Origin of the sequence: Salmonella sp. 2020_1395, from assembly GCF_043848115.1 — a bacterium.
GTDB classification, from domain to species: domain Bacteria; phylum Pseudomonadota; class Gammaproteobacteria; order Enterobacterales; family Enterobacteriaceae; genus Salmonella; species Salmonella enterica.
In genome coordinates this window covers 317572-337789 of sequence record NZ_JBCMFH010000003.1, presented here as the reverse complement: position 1 = coordinate 337789, position 20218 = coordinate 317572, and the positions used below count along the sequence as shown (strand labels likewise).

14 protein-coding genes and 1 pseudogene are annotated in these 20218 nt (G+C 54.4%); 12 read left to right on the top strand and 3 right to left on the bottom strand.

Annotation, left to right across the window (positions count from 1 at the left end):
* Positions 1-48 precede the first annotated feature (48 nt).
* The 3 genes from mdsC to mdsA are packed head-to-tail and all read right to left on the bottom strand — an operon-like array spanning position 49 to position 5913.
* Positions 49-1506 carry a multidrug efflux transporter outer membrane subunit MdsC gene (gene mdsC / locus ACH0WD_RS06450; protein ID WP_001616214.1) on the bottom strand — a complete coding sequence of 486 codons (1458 nt, stop codon included), beginning with the start codon at positions 1504-1506 and terminating at the stop codon, positions 49-51.
* A 16-nt stretch (positions 1507-1522) separates the two neighbouring features.
* Positions 1523-4690, bottom strand: coding sequence for a multidrug efflux RND transporter permease subunit MdsB (mdsB, locus tag ACH0WD_RS06445; protein ID WP_000673140.1), 3168 nt, complete (start codon positions 4688-4690; stop codon positions 1523-1525).
* Positions 4687-5913: a multidrug efflux RND transporter periplasmic adaptor subunit MdsA gene (mdsA, locus tag ACH0WD_RS06440; protein WP_001254848.1), complete on the bottom strand. Its 1227-nt coding sequence runs from the start codon at positions 5911-5913 to the stop codon at positions 4687-4689. The genes mdsB and mdsA overlap by 4 nt, the downstream gene beginning before the upstream one ends.
* Positions 5914-6189: 276 nt before the next feature.
* Between mdsA and golT the strand changes: the two genes are divergently transcribed.
* The 12 genes and pseudogenes from golT (at position 6190) to foxR (ending at position 20147) form a co-directional block, all read left to right on the top strand.
* Entirely contained in the window at positions 6190-8478 is a 2289-nt protein-coding gene (gene golT, locus ACH0WD_RS06435; RefSeq protein WP_000083302.1) for a gold/copper-translocating P-type ATPase GolT, read from the top strand.
* Positions 8479-8489: 11 nt separating this feature from the next.
* Positions 8490-8954, top strand: coding sequence for an Au(I) sensor transcriptional regulator GolS (golS, locus tag ACH0WD_RS06430; protein ID WP_001020583.1), 465 nt, complete (start codon positions 8490-8492; stop codon positions 8952-8954).
* Between the two features lie 77 nt (positions 8955-9031).
* Complete coding sequence (gene golB / locus ACH0WD_RS06425) at positions 9032-9226, top strand: gold resistance metallochaperone GolB (protein ID WP_001159470.1); 195 nt, start codon at positions 9032-9034, stop codon at positions 9224-9226.
* A 291-nt stretch (positions 9227-9517) separates the two neighbouring features.
* Positions 9518-10771, top strand: coding sequence for an MFS transporter (locus tag ACH0WD_RS06420; RefSeq protein ID WP_000288503.1), 1254 nt, complete (start codon positions 9518-9520; stop codon positions 10769-10771).
* Between the two features lie 188 nt (positions 10772-10959).
* Positions 10960-12918, top strand: coding sequence for a site-specific DNA-methyltransferase (locus ACH0WD_RS06415; RefSeq protein ID WP_000910350.1), 1959 nt, complete (start codon positions 10960-10962; stop codon positions 12916-12918).
* A 9-nt stretch (positions 12919-12927) separates the two neighbouring features.
* Positions 12928-15900, top strand: coding sequence for a type III restriction-modification system endonuclease (locus tag ACH0WD_RS06410; protein ID WP_023785350.1), 2973 nt, complete (start codon positions 12928-12930; stop codon positions 15898-15900).
* 276 nt (positions 15901-16176) lie between these two features.
* A complete protein-coding gene (gene ssaA / locus ACH0WD_RS06405; RefSeq protein ID WP_000934834.1) occupies positions 16177-16278 on the top strand; it encodes a small effector SsaA in 102 nt (33 codons plus the stop codon).
* Between the two features lie 116 nt (positions 16279-16394).
* On the top strand, positions 16395-17798 hold the full coding sequence (locus tag ACH0WD_RS06400; protein WP_000393704.1) for a cytochrome ubiquinol oxidase subunit I: 1404 nt from the start codon (positions 16395-16397) through the stop codon (positions 17796-17798).
* Positions 17795-18805, top strand: a complete 1011-nt coding sequence (gene cydB / locus ACH0WD_RS06395) for a cytochrome d ubiquinol oxidase subunit II (RefSeq protein ID WP_000151047.1) — start codon at positions 17795-17797, stop codon at positions 18803-18805. Before ACH0WD_RS06400 ends, cydB begins: the two co-directional genes overlap by 4 nt.
* Positions 18751-18936, top strand: coding sequence for a DUF2474 domain-containing protein (locus ACH0WD_RS06390; RefSeq protein ID WP_305954967.1), 186 nt, complete (start codon positions 18751-18753; stop codon positions 18934-18936). Before cydB ends, ACH0WD_RS06390 begins: the two co-directional genes overlap by 55 nt.
* Positions 18855-19047: pseudogene (locus tag ACH0WD_RS06385) on the top strand (hypothetical protein). The gene ACH0WD_RS06390 and the pseudogene ACH0WD_RS06385 overlap by 82 nt, the downstream one beginning before the upstream one ends.
* A 95-nt stretch (positions 19048-19142) precedes the next feature.
* Positions 19143-20147: a ferrioxamine uptake transcriptional regulator FoxR gene (foxR, locus tag ACH0WD_RS06380; RefSeq protein WP_000074598.1), complete on the top strand. Its 1005-nt coding sequence runs from the start codon at positions 19143-19145 to the stop codon at positions 20145-20147.
* Positions 20148-20218 lie beyond the last annotated feature (71 nt).

The following is a 20218-nucleotide window of genomic DNA, read 5'->3' as shown; positions in this document are numbered from 1 at the left end:
TGCCTGTTTAGCGCGCGCGCCGCACTGGCGACGCGCGCGCTATTTGGGCTAACCTTGCTTTTTCTCACTGTATTCCCGCCAACCGCCGCCTAATGCTTTATACAGGTTAATGATATTTAACTGTTGCATGAGCCGTGTGCGCACCAGACGCTGCTGCGCGCCATAAAGCATACGATGGGTATCAAGCAGCGTAAGGTAGTCATCGACGCCTTCCTGAAAACGGAGTCCGGCCAGCTCATAGGCGATTTGACTGGCTTCAACCGCGCGTTGTTCTGATTGCACCTGGTCATTCAGCGTACGCTGTCCCGCCAGACCATCCGCCACGTCGCGAAAGGCTTGCTGAATAACGTTTTCATAGCTGGCGATTTCAATCTGTTTTTGGACATGCGCCCTATCCAGGTCAGCGCGTAATGCGCCGCCGTGAAAGAGAGGCAAGGTGATTTGCGGTAGAAAACGCCAGCTTCCCGATCCCGGTTCAAAGAGTCCGCTAAGAGACGCGCTGGCCGTTCCCGCCGTGCCTGTCAGGCTGATGGTCGGGAAGAAGGCGGCGCGCGCTGCGCCTATCCGGGCGTTTGCGCCACGCAGCCTGTACTCGGCGGCGCGAATATCCGGGCGGCGTACCAGCAGATCTGACGGTAATCCGCCTGGCAATGTGGTCGGGATCGCGCCTTCCGTAAGCGTGACCGCCTCGTTTAGTCGACGCGACAGCTCAGGCGTGAGCGGCTGGCCCAACAGCAATTCAAGCGCGTTACGATCCCGCGCCAACTGTCGCGTATACGCCGCGCGATTGATTTCCGCAGAACGCAGCGCGATCTCCGCCATACGCAGATCGAGCTGTGTGGCGTTGCCTGTTCGGGCAAGCTGGGTTGTCAATGTGTATGAACTTTTTTGCGCGGCCAGCGTATCTTCGGTTAAGCGCAGCAGCTCCCGGTCAGCCCGTAGCGTCAGCCAGGCGCTGGCGACTTCGGAAACCAGGCTCATTCGCGCCGCAATGTACGTCTCATCAAGCGCCATATAGGCGGCTAATGCCTGGTCGCTAAGGCTTCGCACTCGCCCCCAGAGATCCAGTTCCCAGGCCGTCGTCGCCCCAGCCATCTCGTAGCGTCGGTTAATCTCAGGCTCGTCCGTGACGCTGAGATCGGCGGGAGTGCGACCGGCGTCCATGGCGGTGGCGATGCCGAGCGTCGGCAGCATCTCCGCGCGCTGAATACGGTATAACGCCCGGGCGGCTTCAACATTGAGCCCTGCCTTGCGTAAATCCCGATTATTGCGTAACGCGATCGCGATCAGTTCCTGTAGAAGCGGATCGTGGAAGAAATCACGCCAGCCAATGTCAGCGGCATCCGGCGCGCCAGAAACGGTTGACGTTGCGTAGGGATAGACCATCGCAGTCGGCGATGCGGGGCGTTCGTGCTTCGGCGCCATCGTACAGCCAGCAAGCGTGGTGACGAAAGCAAGCGTCGCCAGCGTGGCGGTCTGCCGATAGCCTGTAAAAGTGATCTTCATTATGCCATTCCCATCATTATGCTTGCTGATCATGCGAATCAACGCGGTTCTCACGCTTTAATGCCATCCTGCGAACCACCACGTAAAATACAGGCGTCAATAACAGGCCGAAGAGCGTGACGCCCAACATGCCGGCAAACACGGCGATGCCCATCGCATGTCGCATTTCCGCGCCGGCACCCGTCGCGAGTACCAGCGGTACTACACCTGCGATAAAGGCGAATGAGGTCATCAGGATAGGACGCAGACGCAGGCGGGACGCTTCCAGCACGGCGGTCAGCGGGTCTGCGCCGTCGTGTTCTTTGGCGCGGGCAAACTCGACAATCAAAATGGCGTTCTTGGCCGCCAGGCCGACCAGCACCACGAAACCAATCTGCGTAAAGATATTGTTATCTCCGCCAGATACCCACACGCCGACAATGGCTGAGAGTAATGACATAGGCGCAATAAGCAGGACGGCGAAGGGCAGCGACCAACTGTTGTACTGCGCCGCCAGGATCAGGAAGGCCAACAGCACCGCCAGCGCAAAGATAGCAAGCGCGGAGTTGCCGGCCTGTTTTTCCTGATAAACCAGATCGGTCCATTCGAAGACCATCCCTTCCGGTAACGTTTCACGCACGATCTTTTCAATCGCGTCCGTCGCCTGTCCGGAGGAGAAACCCGGAGCCGGTCCACCGCTAATATCTACCGAGGGGAAGCCGTTGTAATGGATGATTCTGTCCGGCCCCGACTGGCGCATAATCGTGACGAAAGCGCTAAGCGGGATCATCTCGCCCTTCGCATTGCGGACTTTAAGCAGGCCGATATCCTCTTGCTGCATACGGAATGGCGCATCGGCCTGCGCCATCACCCGCCAGGTACGGCCAAATCGGTTGAAATCGTTGACGTAAAGCGAGCCGAGGTTAATTTGCAACGTTTCAAAGATGTCGGTGAGCGATACCCCCATTGATTTCGCCTTCACTCGGTCGATATCCACCTGTAATTGCGGGGCGTTCGTCTGGAAACTGGCCAGCATATTGGCCAGTTCGGGCGTCTGCATCGCCTTAGACATAATCTCGCTTTGCACCTTTGTCATCGCTTCAAATCCCAGTTCCGCACGATCTTCAATCTGCAATTTAAAGCCGCCCGTCGCGCCAAGCCCTGGAACCGGCGGTGGCGGGAAGATGCCAATAAATCCGTCGGGAATGTGGCTAAATTTGTGCATTAGCTTTCCGGCGATAGCGTTAGCGGAAAGCGAAGGATCTTCACGCTCGTCAAAGGGTTTCAGCATGGCGAACATCAGCGCCGAATTTGGCACATTTACCGGGCCGTTAACCGACAGGCCGGGGAAGACGACGACGCTTTCGACGCCGGGTTCCGCCAGTGCGATAGCGGACATCTGTTTTACGACCGCCTCTGTGCGATCCAACGATGCGCCGCTTGGGAGCTGGGCGATGCCGACGAGATAGTATTTATCCTGCGCAGGCACAAACCCGTTCGGCACCTGATGGAAGCCAAGCCAGGTCAGCCCCACAAAGCCAGCATAGAGCACCATCACAATGACGCTGCCGCGCACGGCCCGACGGACGGCGCTAACATAGCGGTTCGACGCGCTGTCGAAGAAACGGTTAAAGCGATGGAAAAAACCGCCAGTGACCGTGCCCATCAACCGCGTTAGCCAGTCAGCCTTCGCAGTATCGTGGTGCGGTCTTAGCAAAATGGCAGCCAGCGCAGGGGAGAGCGTCAGCGAGTTAATGGCCGAAAGGATGGTCGAAATAGCGATGGTCAACGCGAACTGACGATAAAACTCACCCTGCAGGCCCGCCAGGAATGCGGAAGGGATAAAGACCGCCGTCAGCACCGAGGTAATAGAAAGAATGGGACCAGTGACTTCATCCATCGCCTTCTTTGCCGCCTCTCCGGGACTTTTGCCCTGCGAGATATGCCGTTCCACGTTTTCGACCACAACGATGGCGTCATCGACAACGATACCTATCGACAGGACCAAACCAAACAGCGAAAGCGTATTCAGCGAAAAGCCAAACAGGTGCATCAAGGCAAAGGTGCCGACCAGCGAAACGGGAACCGCCACCAGAGGAATAATGGACGCCCGCCAGGTTTGCAGGAACAGCACCACGACAAGGACGACCAGCACAAGGGCTTCCAGCAACGTAATCGCCACCGATTGTAGCGATGCGCGCACGAAGACCGTAGGATCATAGGCAATCCGGTATTCGATATCCTGCGGGAAGTTTTGCTGCAACTCATCCATTTTGCCGCGAATCGCGTTAGAAACGTCAATCGCATTGGCGCCCGGACTTTGAATAATCTGTAACGCTGGCGCCGCTTCGCCATTCAGTAAACTGCGCAGCGTATAGGCATCAGCGCCCAGCGTGACGCGGGCGACATCACGCAGACGCGTCACCTCGCCGTCAGCGCCGATTTTTACCACAATCTCGCCGAACTGTTCTTCGCTGGTCAGGCGGCCCAGCGTGTTTACCGTCATCTGAAAAGCGGCGGAGGCCTCCGGCTGCTGCCCGACGGAACCGGCGGCGACCTGTACGTTTTGTTCCCGCAACGCCGTAACGATATCACTGGCGGTAAGACCGCGGTTGGCGATTTTCGCCGGGTCCAGCCAGACGCGCATGGCGTACTCGCCCGCGCCCCAGACGAGAACATCGCCGACGCCAGGTAAACGGGCCAGCTCGTCGCGAACCTGCCGGATGGCGAAGTTAGACAGGTAAAGCGAGTCATAGCGTTTTTGCGGCGAGACAAGATGGACCACCATCAACATATCGGGGGACGTTTTCTCCGTTACAATGCCAATTCGCTGGACTTCTTCGGGCAGGCGAGGCAGCGCACGGGATACCCGGTTTTGCACCTGAATTTGCGCCATATCAGGATCGGTTCCCTGTTCGAAGGCGATAGAGATAACCATGCGGCCATCAATGGCCATCTGGGTATTCATATACAACATGCCGTCAACGCCGTTGATCACCTGTTCCAGCGGCGCGGCTACCGTATCGGCAATCACTTGCGGGTTAGCGCCGGGGTAGCTGGCGCTAACCTGTACCGTGGGCGGCGTAACGGCCGGATATTCACTCAGCGGCAGTTTTAAAAAGGCGATAGCGCCAGCCAGCAGCATTAACAGCGACAGGACGATGGCGAAGATGGGGCGTGCAATGAAAAAGTGGGTGAATTTCATTGGCGCACCGCCTTCGGCGCACTGTCGCCGTCCGCTTTAGTCAATGTCGCGGTCTGTTTGTCGGTCACATTCTGCCGCATCGGCACCAGACGCGGCGCAACGGTCATGCCAGGACGCACCAGCCCCTTGAGGATGATTTTTTCTCCCGGCAGTACTCCCTGTGTAACGACGCGGAGTCCATCGACCATTTGTCCCAGCTCAACCGGACGATACTCCACCTGATTCTCCTTGCCGACGATCAGCACATAGTTTTTGCCCTGATCGGCGCTCACCGCCAGATCGTCAATTAGCACGGTTTCCCGCGGCTCGCCGATGGGCAAACTGATTCGGGCAAACAGGCCGGGAGAAAGCATTCCGTCGGGGTCAGGAATCACGGCACGCGCCCGGATAGTGCCGGTGCTGCGGTTCATCTGATTGCCCATAAAGTCGAGTACGCCCTGATAAGGCAGCCCGTTATCGGTGGTTAACCCCATGTTGACTACCGGTGGATTTTTGTCGGAGCGGGTATGTCGTAACGCCTTCAGCCAGGTGGCTTCGTCAATATCGAAATACACATACATGGGATTGTGAGACACGATAGTCGTCAGAAGCGTGGCGTTACCCGCTACGCCGCCGCTGACCAGATTGCCCCGGGTCACCAGTATGCGGTCAACGCGTCCGGCAATGGGCGCGGTAATACGGGTCCAGGAGAGTTCAAGGCGCGCTGCGGCGACGGCGGCTTTGGCCGATTGCATCTGCGCCTGTCGCGCATTACGCGTGGCGGTGACATCGTCAGCGTTTTTACGTGATACGGCGCCGCTGGCGACCAGTCGTTGAATGCGATCGAAATCCGCCTGCGCCTGGCGGGCCAGTACTTCAGCCTGACGTAATTGCGCGACGGCGGTGTCGAGGGCGACCTCGAACGGGCGCGGATCGATCTGGAACAGCAGTTGTCCGCGGCTTACCAGACGTCCTTCCGGAACGCTGACGGCGTCAAGGGTTCCTCCCACGCGCGAACGCAGCTCCACGGTCTCCGGCGCGGCCAGAAAACCGGTGAATTCCGCCGTAGGCGCGAGTGTGCGGCTAAGGGCTTTAGCAACCGGTACCGACGGCGGAGGCGGCGCGCTGGCCGGTGGTCCGACGGCGTTGTCTTTATCCCATAGTGCTTCGCCGGCCATATAAATCACGCCCCCGATGGCGGCGATGACGCCGGCTATCAACATAATTTTGAATGTTCTACGCATGTCGTTTCCCTCTTTACCGCAGCGTGTCGGCCATTCCGCAACGCTGCCGCAGAATTTTTGGCAAAGGCTAGGCGTTACAACGAAGGAAAGGTCAAGCGTTCCTGACGGGTTTTTTCGGGGCGTGGGTCGGCATCGTGGCGTAAATGTCTCGCATCATCCTCTTTTATGAGCCATCTCACATTCTCGCCGAACCGTGCAGCCTGAATACGCTTGACCTTCCCACAATGGCAAGCTTTAGGCTTTCTGATACCGAATAGTCAGGATGGGGAACTCGTCATGAGTCAGTCAGAAAATCGTCACGACACGATAAGCTTGCTTATTGAAGGTATGACCTGCGCGTCGTGCGTCGCTCGCGTTGAAAAAGGTATTAAGGCTGTGCCTGGCGTAACGGACGCTACGGTGAATCTGGCGACGGAGCGCGCCACCGTTCGCGGGACGGCGTCGGCGGAGGCGGTGATCGCGGCGATTGAAAAAACGGGGTATGAGGCGCGACCGATAGAGACGGCGGGGCAGGGTGAAGACGACTCTGAAGAGAAAAAAGAGGCCGAGCGCGTCAGGCTGAAGCGCGATCTGATTCTCGCCAGCGTGCTGGCGCTCCCCGTTTTTGTGCTTGAAATGGGTTCGCACCTTATTCCTGGTATGCACGAGTGGGTGATAAAAACGATTGGCCTGCAACAAAGCTGGTACTGGCAATTTGCACTGACCCTGTTGGTGCTGACGATCCCCGGTCGCCGTTTTTACCTTAAAGGGTTCCCGGCGCTGGCGCGTCTGGCGCCGGACATGAACTCGCTGGTCGCCGTGGGAACCGCTGCGGCGTTCGGCTACTCGCTGGTGGCGACCTTTACGCCCGACCTGTTGCCTGAAGGGACGGTAAACGTCTATTACGAGGCCGCCGCAGTGATTGTCGCGCTTATTCTGCTGGGGCGCTTTCTGGAGGCAAGGGCGAAGGGGCGGACTTCCGAAGCGATTAAACGTCTGGTGGGGCTACAGGCGCGGGTCGCGCATGTGTTACGCGAGGGCCGCATCGTGGATATCCCTGTCGACGAGGTTGTGCTGGGAGACTGTGTGGAGGTTCGGCCAGGCGAGCGGATACCGGTTGACGGCGAAGTGACCGAAGGCCGCAGCTTCGTTGACGAGTCGATGATTACCGGCGAACCGATACCGGTAGAGAAATCCGCAGGAAGTGCGGTGGTGGGCGGTACCGTAAACCAAAAAGGCGCGCTCACGCTGCGGGCGACCGCCGTCGGCGGACAGACCATGCTGGCGCAAATCATTCGTCTGGTGGAACAGGCGCAGGGTTCAAAACTGCCGATTCAGGCCGTCGTGGATAAAGTGACGCTGTGGTTTGTCCCAATGGTAATGCTTATTGCTGCGCTGACCTTTGTGGTATGGCTGGCGTTTGGGCCGTCGCCTGCGCTGACTTTCGCTCTGATCAATGGCGTTGCGGTTCTGATTATCGCCTGTCCTTGCGCGATGGGCCTGGCGACGCCGACCTCCATTATGGTGGGAACCGGTCGTGGGGCGGAAATGGGCGTGCTGTTCCGTAAGGGGGAGGCGTTACAGCTACTCAAAGACGCTAAGGTGGTGGCCGTAGACAAAACCGGGACGCTTACCGAAGGCCGCCCGGTACTGACCGATCTCGACGTGGCCAGCGGCTTTGAGCGCCGTGAGGTGCTGGCGAAAGTCGCGGCGGTAGAATCGCGTTCAGAGCATCCGATTGCCCGTGCGATTGTCGTGTCGGCAGAAGAGGAAGGGATCGCGCTACCAGGCATGAACGGCTTCGAATCGGTGACCGGGATGGGCGTATACGCTACCGTTGCCGGTACGCGTGTTGACGTGGGGGCTGATCGCTATATGCGCGAAATTGGCGTGGATATTAGCGGCTTCGCCACCACCGCCGAACGGTTAGGGCAGGAAGGGAAATCGCCGCTCTATGCGGCTATTGACGGTCAACTGGCGGCGATTATCGCCGTGGCCGATCCGATCAAACCCAGTACGCCCGCCGCAATTAACGCTTTACATCAGCTCGGCATTAAGGTCGCCATGATCACTGGCGATAATGCCCGCACGGCACAGGCTATCGCCAGACAGTTAGGAATTGATGATGTGGTTGCCGAGGTATTGCCAGAAGGGAAAGTCGAGGCGATACGGCGCCTGAAAGCGGCGTATGGGCAGGTGGCGTTTGTCGGCGATGGCATCAACGATGCGCCAGCGCTGGCGGAGTCCGACGTGGGGCTGGCGATTGGCACCGGCACCGATGTGGCGGTGGAATCCGCCGACGTCGTACTAATGTCCGGCAACCTGCAAGGCGTGCCGAATGCTATCGCGCTGTCTAAAGCGACCATCCGCAATATCCACCAGAATCTGTTCTGGGCCTTTGCTTACAATACGGCGCTGATTCCTGTCGCGGCAGGCGCGCTATTTCCGGTCTGGGGCATATTATTGTCCCCGGTATTCGCCGCAGGGGCGATGGCGATGTCGAGCGTGTTCGTGCTGGGCAACGCTTTGCGGCTGCGCCGTTTCCGGGCGCCGATGGCAACCCCATCCGACACATCCACGACATGAGGAGGAGCGTCATGAACATCGGTAAAGCAGCTAAAGCATCGAAAGTTTCGGCCAAAATGATTCGCTACTATGAACAGATTGGTCTGATTCCCGCGGCAAGTCGGACGGATTCCGGCTATCGGGCCTATACCCAGGCTGATGTTAATCAATTGCATTTTATACGCCGCGCGCGCGACCTCGGCTTTTCAGTTGCTGAAATCAGCGACTTACTGAATCTTTGGAATAACCAGTCGCGGCAAAGCGCTGACGTCAAACGCCTGGCGCAGACGCACATTGATGAACTGGACAGACGTATCCAGAACATGCAGCACATGGCGCAAACCCTCAAAGCGCTGATTCACTGCTGCGCCGGCGACGCGCTGCCAGATTGCCCCATTCTGCATACGCTTGGACAACCTGACGATAGCGAGCCGGAGGCGCGTACCGGAGCGGTATTGCGCCGTCCTCGTCGCCACGGACTGGCAAAGCGTCTGTAAGTCCTGAGATTACGCTTGACCTTCCAACACTGGCAAGGCCCAGACTGGCAACAGTTCCCACACAAAAGGAGTTCACTATGCAGTTCCATATTGATGACATGACCTGCGGCGGCTGCGCCAGTACGGTAAAAAAGACGATTCTGACTCTTGATGCTAATGCGACGGTGAGAACCGACCCGGCGACGCGTCTGGTTGACGTTGAAACGTCGCTATCCGCGGAGCAGATTGCCGCCGCCCTGCAAAAGGCTGGTTTCCCGCCGCGCGAAAGGTAATCGGCAATGGCGATCGGTCTGGCGACAGGCCGGTCGCGATACGCTAGCCACGCTTCGCTTTTCTTTGCGTGAGATAATCCCCATAAAAAATGTGACAAATCATGTGCCAGTAAGCTTTGTTAATAATATGTAATGATTTGTCTATTTTTGCTAACATTTTACCTGCTATATACAAAAAGATAACAAATAAGTAGCGCAACGCTACCTTGTTACGTCGCTTTGACGACGAGAGCGTTCCAGCGTTTCGCCGCTTCAAAGCTTGATGTTATTTTTTGATGCAGGACACTACCTATGTACACCCCCCTGAACTGGACGACGACACAACGACATGTGGCGTTTGCCAGCTTTACCAGTTGGATGCTGGATGCGTTTGATTTCTTTATCCTTGTCTTTGTACTTAGCGATCTCGCCGAATGGTTTCACGCTTCCGTATCGGACGTTTCCATTGCGATTATGCTGACCCTGGCGGTACGTCCCATTGGCGCGCTGCTATTTGGCCGAATGGCGGAAAAGTACGGACGTCGACCGATACTGATGCTCAATATTCTGTTCTTTACGGTGTTTGAACTGCTTTCCGCCTGGTCGCCCACCTTCATGGCATTTCTGATTTTTCGGGTCATGTACGGCGTGGCGATGGGCGGGATATGGGGCGTCGCGTCATCACTGGCGATGGAAACCATTCCCGATCGTTCGCGTGGCCTGATGTCGGGCATTTTTCAGGCGGGCTATCCCTGCGGCTATCTGTTCGCCTCGGTTATTTTTGGCCTCTTCTACAGTATGGTAGGCTGGCGCGGTATGTTCCTGATTGGCGCCCTGCCTGTTGTCTTGCTGCCTTATATCTGGTTTAAAGTGCCGGAATCCCCCGTCTGGCTGGCGGCCAGAGCGCGTAAAGAGAATACCGCGCTGCTTCCTGTTCTGCGCAAACAGTGGAAGTTGTGTCTGTATCTGGTGCTGGTCATGGCGTTCTTTAACTTTTTCAGTCACGGCACGCAGGATCTCTATCCTACCTTCCTGAAGATGCAGCATGGTTTTGATCCGCATCTGATCAGTATCATTGCGATTTTTTATAACATTGCCGCCATGCTCGGCGGTATTTTCTACGGTACGCTATCGGAACGTATTGGGCGTAAAAAAGCGATCATGATCGCCGCCTTTCTTGCGCTTCCGGTACTCCCGCTATGGGCATTTTCCAGCGGATCATTCACGATTGGTCTGGGCGCGTTCCTGATGCAGTTTATGGTGCAGGGCGCCTGGGGTGTCGTGCCGACCTGGCTGAACGAGCTGGTTCCGGCGAATGCGCGCGCCGTGCTGCCAGGGTTTGTTTACCAACTCGGTAATTTACTGGCGTCGGTTAATGCGACGTTACAGGCCCGCATCGCGGAAACGCATGGCGGAAATTACGGGTTGGCAATGGCGATCGTGGCTGGCGCGGTGGCTATTTTAATCTGTGTATTTGTGGCATTTGGTCGCGAGACCCGGGGAGTCGTCATCTCCGGTACAGATAGCGACGCCCTCCCGGAGTCGGCCATCAGTCATCGCACGTAAACACTACGCTCCTGGCGCATACTGTCGCCGGGAGCACGCCTTCCCCCCGTCGTTTTCACGCCCTTTCAACGAACAACAAAGGTTAATGATGGCATCTGCCTTTCGTGACCATTACAATCATCGCTTACTTTTTTCTTTATAAGAAATTGATTGTTGGACCTTAAAATTATCAACGGAGCGAAGATATCATGTTGAAAGATAACCAAAAACATAACGAGTCTGTTGCCCCGAATAGCGCCTTTCTGTCTGAGTTACAACGTGCATTACCGGAATTTTTTATCGCCGATCGCTATAACGAGCAGGGTGAACTGATCGCGAAAGGCGGATTTGATCTCGCCAAATTTGAGCGCGCGCTGAAAGCGCGTAATATTGATGAGCTGACTAGCGGTTATCAGATTGATTTTATTGGCAAAGATTACGCAAAAAAACAGGCGGGTGAAAAATCCGTTACCGTTATCGTTCCTGACGTGGAACACAATACTCTGGCAGAAAATAAAAACAGCCATAATCTTTTTCTGACCGGAGATAATCTGGATGTGTTACGCCATCTGCAAAATAATTACGCCGATACCGTCGATATGATCTATATCGATCCCCCTTATAACACCGGATCGGACGGGTTTGTCTATCCCGATCATTTTGAATATAGCGATCGGGCGTTGCAGGATATGTTTGGTCTTAATGATACTGAACTGGCACGTTTAAAATCCATTCAGGGTAAATCGACGCACTCCGCGTGGTTATCTTTCATGTATCCGCGTCTTTTCCTGGCCAGGAAGCTCCTGAAAGATACCGGGTTTATTTTTATCTCTATCGACGATAATGAGTACGCCAATCTTAAATTAATGATGGATGAGATTTTTGGCGAAGGCGGATTTGTCACCAATGTGATGTGGAAGCGCAAAAAAGAGATTTCTAACGACTCTGATAACGTTTCCATCCAGGGGGAATACATTCTTGTTTATGCCAAAACCGGTCAGGGCGCTTTACGTTTAGAACCGCTTTCTAAAGAGTATATTCAGAAATCCTATAAAGAACCGACCGAACAGTTTCCAGAAGGGAAATGGCGACCGGTGCCGTTAACGGTGTCAAAAGGGCTGAGCGGCGGCGGTTATACCTATAAAATTACCACGCCGAACGGTACGGTACACGAAAGACTATGGGCTTATCCTGAAGCCAGTTACCAAAAACTGGTGGCCGATAATCTGGTCTATTTTGGCAAAGATAACGGCGGTATTCCCCAGCGAGTCATGTACGCGCACCACAGTAAAGGGCAGCCAACGACCAATTACTGGGATAACGTAGCGTCGAATAAAGAGGGGAAAAAGGAGATTCTGGATCTCTTCGGCGACAACGTTTTTGATACGCCGAAACCGACCGCATTATTGAAGAAAATCATCAAGCTCGCTATCGATAAAGACGGCGTCGTCCTGGACTTTTTTGCCGGTTCCGGCACTACGGCCCATGCGGTGATGGCGCTGAATGAAGAAGATGGGGGGCAGCGCACGTTTATTCTGTGTACTATCGATCAGGCATTAAGCAATAACACTATCGCGAAAAAAGCAGGTTATAACACTATTGATGAAATCAGCCGCGAGCGAATTACACGCGTTGCGGCGAAGATCCGCGCCAACAATCCCGCGACCAATAGCGACCTCGGTTTTAAACATTATCGTTTTGCCACTCCGACACAGCAGACGCTGGACGATCTGGATAGCTTCGATATTGCTACCGGCCATTTTATCAATACCAGCGGTCAACTGGCCGCTTTCACCGAGTCAGGATTTACCGACATGATCAATCCTTTTTCCGCCAGAGGATTGGGCGTGCCGGGCGGCGCAAGCGGCGAAGAGACCTTATTAACGACATGGCTGGTCGCCGATGGTTATAAAATGGATATTGACGTACAGACCGTTGATTTTTCCGGCTATTGCGCCAGGTATGTTGATAATACGCGCCTGTATCTGATTGATGAACGATGGGGAACCGAGCAGACCCGCGATCTTCTCAACCACATTGGTACGCATCAGCTTCCGGTTCAGACTATTGTCATTTACGGCTACTCTTTCGACCTTGAATCCATTCGTGAACTGGAAATCGGCTTAAAACAGCTTGATCAAAAAGTGAACCTGGTGAAGCGTTATTAAGAGGGGATGATGATGAATATTTTACTGGAAGAACTTCCCCATCAGGAACAGGCGTTAGCGGCGATTCTGGCGAGTTTCACCGGTATCGATCACGCGCAGGCCGATCATAATCACTATGCTAATCCGCTGATTAAGGAACGTTACGACGATAAGGCCAATATTGACGTTAAAATGGAGACCGGGACGGGCAAAACCTATGTCTATACCCGGTTGATGTATGAACTGCATCAGAACTACGGGCTCTTCAAATTTGTGCTGGTGGTGCCGACACCAGCCATTAAAGAAGGCGCGCGGAACTTTATCACCAGCGATTACGCCAGACAGCATTTTTCACAGTTCTACGAAAATACGCGGATGGAACTTTGCACCATTAACGCCGGTGATTTTAAAGTAAAGTCGGGGCGTAAAAATTTTCCGGCCCAGCTATTAAGTTTTACTGATGCCAGCCGTCGTGATAGCCATACGATTCAGGTTTTGCTGATCAATGCGCAAATGCTCAATTCCGCCAGTATGACGCGAGACGATTACGATCAAACGCTACTGGGTGGGCTGACGTCGCCTGTTAAAGGGCTGCAAATGACGCGACCGGTGGTCATTATTGATGAACCGCATCGTTTTGCGCGAGATAACAAATTTTATCGAGCGATTCAGGCTATTCAGCCGCAAATGATCGTCCGCTTTGGCGCTACCTTCCCGGATATTGTCGAAGGTAAGGGTAAAAATAAATGTGTACGTAAAGATTACTATCGCCGGCAACCGCAGTTTGATCTCAACGCGGTGGACAGTTTTAACGATGGTTTGGTGAAAGGTATTGATATTTATTACCCAAATCTCCCCGAAGAACAGGCCAACAATCGTTATATCGTTGACAGCGTCACGGCAAAGAAATTAATCCTCCGACGGGGGAGCAAAATTGCCGAGGTTGGCGTGGGCGAAAATCTCGCCGATGTCGATGCAGGATTTGAAGGCAGTATCGAATATGCCGGCAGTAAAATGTTGTCGAACGATCTGGAGCTGGAGGCAGGAATGGCGCTGGTGCCAGGAACCTTTGGCGCGAGCTACCAGGAACTGATTATTCAGGACGCCATTGATAAGCATTTTGATACCGAGCAGGCAAATTTCTTACGCAGCAATGAGCCAGAAAATAATGCCCCGCGTATTAAGACCTTAAGCCTTTTCTTTATTGACAGTATTAAAAGCTATCGTGATGACGAAGGCTGGTTGAAAGTCACTTTTGAGCGTTTGCTGAAAAAGAAACTGACGCAACTGATTGACGATTATCAGCGCAAGACCCTGCCGCGAGAAGTGGAGTATCTGTCGTTTCTGCAGGCCACGCTCGCCAGCCTGCACTCGGATAACCAAAACGTCCACGCTGGTTACTTTGGCGAAGACCGCGGAAGCGGCGATGAGGCGATCCAGGCTGAAGTAGATGATATTCTGAAAAATAAAGAGAAGTTGCTCAGTTTTTCAGACCATCACGGCAACTGGGAAACGCGCCGCTTTCTGTTTTCAAAATGGACGCTTCGCGAAGGCTGGGATAACCCGAATGTTTTTGTCATTGCTAAATTACGTTCTTCCGGTAGCGAGTCGAGCAAAATTCAGGAAGTGGGGCGCGGCCTGCGGCTACCGGTAGATGAAAACGGCCATCGCGTTCATCAGGAAGAGTGGCCGTCCCGACTGTCGTTTCTGATTGGTTATGATGAAAAAGCGTTTGCCAGTATGCTGGTTGATGAGATTAATCGCGACAGCAAAGTTCAGCTTAACGAGCAGAAGCTGGATGAGGCGATGATCACTCTCATCGTCACCGAGCGGCAAAAAGTCGATCCTGCGTTTACGGAGCTTCGTTTGCTGGAAGATCTGGATGATAAAAAACTGATCAACCGGAGTAATGAGTTTAAACCCAGCGTCACGCTTAACGGGGAAACCAAAAGTGGTTTTGCGTGGCTACTGGAGTTCTACCCTGAGCTGACGCAGGCGCGGGTGCGAGCGGATCGCATTCGTGACAATAAGCCCGCCTCCCGGCTGCGAGTCAGGTTACGCAAAGAGAATTGGGAACAACTTAGCAGTATCTGGGAGCAGTTTTCCCGCCGTTATATGCTGCAATTCGAGCGTAGCGGCGCTTCTCTGGAACAGATTGCCGCCGAGGTGCTGCGCGATCCGGCGCTGTATATACGCCAGAAGCCAAGCCAGGTGCAACAACGGCTGGTATCGAATGAAGATAATGGCCGTTTTGAAGTGGCGCAGCGGGAAGGCGAATTAGCCGCCAGCGAATTTATGGCGGGCATGAAATATGGCCATTTTCTTAAGCAACTGGCGTTACGCACCAGTCTGCCGGTTAACGTCCTGCACCCGGTGTTAATGGCGATGCTGCGTGATGTTTTGCACGGAGATTCACGCTATTTAAGCGAGATCTCGTTGGACAATATGACCCGCGCATTACAGACGCGGATTAATGCGCATTTTGCGCAGCGCCACGATTATCTGCCTCTCGACTTCCAGGCTTCAACGTCGGTATTTGATTCCACGGCACGGCAGTTCAGAGAGGAGATTAGCGCTGAAATTGTGGGAAAAAATGTGGATGAGAATGCGATAGACGATCCCCGTTCTCTCTATCAAATACCGCCGTTGCGTTATGACAGCGTCGATCCAGAATTGCCGCTATTAAAATACGATTATCCGCAACAGGTTTCTGTGTTTGGCAAACTGCCTAAGCGGGCCATTCAGATCCCCAAATATACGGGGGGCTCTACTACGCCGGATTTTGTGTACCGTATTGAGCGTCAGGACGCCGACAGCGTTTATTTACTGGTTGAAACTAAAGCAGAAAATATGCGCGTAGGCGATCAGGTTATTCTTGATGCGCAACGTAAATTCTTCGATATGCTGCGTCGGCAAAATATCAATGTCGAGTTTGCGGATGCGACCAGCGCGCCGGCGGTATTTTCTACGATCAATGGCTTGATTGAGGGGAAGGCAAACTAACGGGTTTGAATAGACCTTAACGGTTATCTTTTTGATAGACCATATAAAATGGCCGCCGCGCAGCGAGCGTTGCGGTCATTCTCCCTGTGCTAATCCCCCGCCCCGTAAACCGCGTTGACTTGAAGGTTATCGTTTTACGTCTATTCTTAACTTTCAGCTACGCGTATTTTGCTGAAATTGCAAATAGTCTTGAGGACGCTGTTTTTTTGTTTTGCCGTTATTTTTATAACGGCCAGGTAGATATTGCCAAGTGAATGTAACTAAGGGAGACATGTTATGCTAAATAGATACTACCGTTTCGCTGTCGAAAAAGACGACCCCTCCGAAGCGCCAGAGTCGGGCGATAAGCCTGACAGCCAACCGCAAAAAAAATCGTAATTTATCTGGATATTCCCCGACGTTTATACGTTTGGGGAAAATAACCGTTTCGTTTCAACCTGGTTGCGAACAGTGAATATTTTACACGAAGTGACTATATATAAACGGGAGGGAACATGGAGTTTGATGCATTCTTTTTAGCGAGACTCCAGTTTGCCTTTACCGTCTCTTTTCATATTATTTTCCCCGCGATTACGATTGGCTTAGCCAGTTACCTGGTGGTACTGGAAGGTTTATGGCTAAAAACGCGTAATCCTGTCTGGCGCTCGCTCTATCAGTTCTGGCTCAAAATTTTTGCCGTCAACTTCGGGATGGGCGTGGTCTCCGGTCTGGTCATGGCTTACCAGTTCGGAACGAACTGGAGCGGTTTCTCCCAGTTCGCCGGCAGTATCACCGGGCCTTTATTAACCTATGAAGTGCTCACCGCATTCTTCCTGGAAGCGGGATTCTTAGGCGTGATGCTTTTTGGCTGGAACAAAGTCGGGCCGGGCCTGCATTTCTTGTCTACCTGTATGGTGGCGTTGGGCACGTTAATGTCGACGTTCTGGATTCTGGCGTCTAACAGCTGGATGCATACCCCGCAGGGATTTGAAATTCACAACGGTCAGGTGGTTCCGGTGGACTGGTTCGCGGTGATTTTCAACCCGTCGTTCCCATATCGCCTGTTGCATATGTCCGTTGCGGCGTTTTTAAGTAGCGCGATGTTTGTCGGCGCGTCCGCTGCCTGGCATTTACTGAAAGGTAACGATACGCTGGCTATCCGCCGTATGTTCTCGATGGCGTTATGGATGGCGGTCGTGGTGGCGCCCGTTCAGGCATTGATTGGCGATATGCACGGCCTTAATACCCTGAAGCATCAGCCGGTCAAAATTGCCGCGATTGAGGGGCACTGGGAAAATACGCCCGGCGAGCCAACGCCGCTTACGCTGGTAGGCTGGCCGGATATGGAGGCGGAACGGACCCGCTATGCGCTTGAGATCCCGGCGTTGGGCAGTCTGATCCTGACGCATAGCCTGGACAAACAGGTGCCTGCGCTAAAAGATTATCCCAAAGAGGATCGCCCCAACTCTACCGTGGTGTTCTGGTCTTTCCGTCTGATGGTGGGCATGGGCGTACTGATGATCTTCCTGGGGCTGGCCAGCCTGTGGCTACGCTACCGACGCCGACTGTATCATTCGCGGCCCTTTATGCACTTTGCGCTGTGGATGGGGCCGTCCGGGCTTATCGCCATCCTTGCCGGATGGGTGACGACTGAAGTAGGACGTCAGCCGTGGGTGGTCTATGGCCTGCTGCGAACGCGTGATGCGGTTTCCGCGCACAGCACCTTGCAGATGAGCATCAGTTTGCTGGCCTTCTTTGTGGTCTATTCCCTGGTCTTTGGGGTTGGCTATATTTATATGATTCGCCTTATCCAGAAAGGGCCGCAGCCGGCGGAGACACCGACCGCTGAAACCGATGGCAGACCCGCGCGTCCTATCTCTGCCGTGGGAGAATCGCTTGAGCAGGAGAAACGCGAATGACCATCGATCTTCCGGTTATCTGGTTTGCTATTATCGTGTTCGCCACGCTGATGTATATCGTAATGGATGGGTTCGATCTGGGCGTCGGTATCCTGTTTCCGTTTATTCGCGATAAACACGATCGCGATGTTATGGTGAACTCGGTCGCGCCGGTATGGGACGGGAACGAAACCTGGCTGGTGCTGGGCGGGGCCGGGCTTTTTGGCGCTTTCCCGTTGGCTTATGCTGTCATCACCGACGCGCTGACTATCCCGCTGGTGGTTATGCTGCTTGGTCTTATCTTTCGCGGCGTCGCTTTTGAATTCCGTTTTAAAGCCACCGAGTCGCATCGCGCGTTCTGGGATAAATCCTTTATCGTCGGGTCAATCCTGGCGACCTTTGCCCAGGGGGTTGTGGTGGGGGCGGTGGTGAGCGGTTTTCAGGTGGAAGGGCGAACCTTTAGCGGTTCGCAGCTTGACTGGCTGACGCCGTTTAACCTGTTCTGCGGCGTCGGTCTGGTTGTCACCTACGCGCTGCTGGGCGCTACCTGGCTGATTATGAAAAGCGAAGATCCGCTGCATAGCCGGATGTGCGCGCTGTCGCGCCCGTTGTTGATCGTCTTGTTGCTGGTGATGGGAGGCGTCAGCGTGTGGACGCCGCTCACCCACGACGACATCGCCGAGCGCTGGTTCACGCTGCCCAATTTATACTACTTCCTGCCGGTGCCTGTGCTGGTGTTGGCTTTTAGCGTCTGGCTATGGCGCAGCGTGAAAAAACCAGAATCCCATGCGCGTCCATTTATTCTCACGCTAGGATTGATTTTTCTGGGGTTCAGCGGGTTAGGCATCAGTATTTGGCCGAATATTATTCCACCGGATATTTCGCTGTATGCCGCCGCCGCGCCGCCGCAAAGTCAAAGCTTTATGCTGGTTGGGGCGCTGATAATCATCCCGATTATTCTGGCTTATACCTTCTGGAGCTACTACGTCTTCCGTGGAAAAGTGCGACATGGAGAGGGATATCACTGATGGTTAAAGTGAAAAAATGGTCGCGGCGAGTCGTATGGATGGTCGCGATATGGTGCGCCAGCGTGCTTCTGCTGGCGGGCGTCGGAATGTTGTTCAGACTGCTCATGACCTCCGCAGGATTTCGCTCCTGACTGATATCCCCCGGACGCGCTTTCGTCTCTCGCGAAAGCGCGTTTTTATCGACAGATCGGCGTTTATCGATCACCTTTGCTCGCCTTATCTCTCCCCTCAACAGCGGTTGATAATTATTCTCATCTTTATTGTCGTTCCCGGGCCGCAGTGATATGGTTACACAGTGGCTAACGCTCTGGTATAACGCAGATAAACGGTATTGATAATGTCTCCGATCTCCTGTCACTCTTCCGCCGCCCCGGCGATGAAAAAGATCTTTTCCGTCAGCGACTTCATCGCGTTTGGCGAGCGTTATGGCATTGATTACCGCTTCCCTGCGTTACCGCAGTATACGCAGAGTAGTCCCGTACTTCATGGCGATATCGAAGAGATAGCGCTTCCCGGCGGGATTTGCATTACACGCTCGGATGTTCACGTGTTACAACCTTATGAAACCACCTCTCGCCATAGCAGTCCGCTGTATATGCTGGTGGTGTTGGAAGGTAACGTCGCGCTGGCTGTCAATGAGCAGACCTTTTTATTGAGCGCGGGGATGGCGTTTTGCTCGCAACTGAGTGAGCAGCAGACGATACGCGCCCATCACGGCGCAGACAGTAAATTGCGCACCTTGTCGCTGGGAATGTACCCGGACGGCGGATGGCGGGAGCGTTTGCCTGTCTCGCTGGCAGACGAGTGGGAACATCGCGCGGCCTCGGCGAGGGTCTGGCAGGTGCCGGAGTTTCTGCTTTCGGGGCTACGTTATGCGCAGCAGCCCGGACCTCATGCGGCGTCACGCCAGTTAATGCTGGAAGGCATCATGCTGCAATTACTGGGCTATGCGCTAAATCTATGTCAGCCCGCAACGCAAAAACGCGGGCTTCCCGTCACCGGTGAATACCAGCGGCTGGAGCTCATTCGGCGTTTACTGGAGCAGACGCCGGAAAAAGCCTACACGCTGAACGAACTGGCGCGTCGGGCGGCAATGAGTCCAAGTAGCCTGCGGTGCAAGTTTCGCCATGCCTATGGGTGTACCGTGTTTGATTATCTGCGCGATTGCCGCCTGGCGCGCGCGCGTCGTTATCTGATGGAAGGATACAGCGTGCAGCAGGCCGCCTGGATGTCAGGCTATCAACATGCCACAAACTTTGCGACGGCATTTCGTCGGCGTTATGGCTGCTCGCCCGGCGAGCTGCGTGACGCGTCTCTGACGGCGTCCCGCCACTGTGCGTAACGCGCCCCGCCAGAACGGTAATATCCGCTGCTAACCCGGTTTTCTGCCGCTTTGGGTGATTTTTTATCATT

Bases quoted from the DNA above. Each gene is read 5' to 3' on its own strand.
- mdsC (WP_001616214.1), bottom strand. From the start codon at position 1,506: ATGAAGATCACTTTTACAGGCTATCGGCAGACCGCCACGCTGGCGACG.
- mdsB (WP_000673140.1), bottom strand. From the start codon at position 4,690: ATGAAATTCACCCACTTTTTCATTGCACGCCCCATCTTCGCCATCGTC.
- mdsA (WP_001254848.1), bottom strand. From the start codon at position 5,913: ATGCGTAGAACATTCAAAATTATGTTGATAGCCGGCGTCATCGCCGCC.
- golT (WP_000083302.1), top strand. From the start codon at position 6,190: ATGAGTCAGTCAGAAAATCGTCACGACACGATAAGCTTGCTTATTGAA.
- golS (WP_001020583.1), top strand. From the start codon at position 8,490: ATGAACATCGGTAAAGCAGCTAAAGCATCGAAAGTTTCGGCCAAAATG.
- golB (WP_001159470.1), top strand. From the start codon at position 9,032: ATGCAGTTCCATATTGATGACATGACCTGCGGCGGCTGCGCCAGTACG.
- ACH0WD_RS06420 (WP_000288503.1), top strand. From the start codon at position 9,518: ATGTACACCCCCCTGAACTGGACGACGACACAACGACATGTGGCGTTT.
- ACH0WD_RS06415 (WP_000910350.1), top strand. From the start codon at position 10,960: ATGTTGAAAGATAACCAAAAACATAACGAGTCTGTTGCCCCGAATAGC.
- ACH0WD_RS06410 (WP_023785350.1), top strand. From the start codon at position 12,928: ATGATGAATATTTTACTGGAAGAACTTCCCCATCAGGAACAGGCGTTA.
- ssaA (WP_000934834.1), top strand. From the start codon at position 16,177: ATGCTAAATAGATACTACCGTTTCGCTGTCGAAAAAGACGACCCCTCC.
- ACH0WD_RS06400 (WP_000393704.1), top strand. From the start codon at position 16,395: ATGGAGTTTGATGCATTCTTTTTAGCGAGACTCCAGTTTGCCTTTACC.
- cydB (WP_000151047.1), top strand. From the start codon at position 17,795: ATGACCATCGATCTTCCGGTTATCTGGTTTGCTATTATCGTGTTCGCC.
- foxR (WP_000074598.1), top strand. From the start codon at position 19,143: ATGTCTCCGATCTCCTGTCACTCTTCCGCCGCCCCGGCGATGAAAAAG.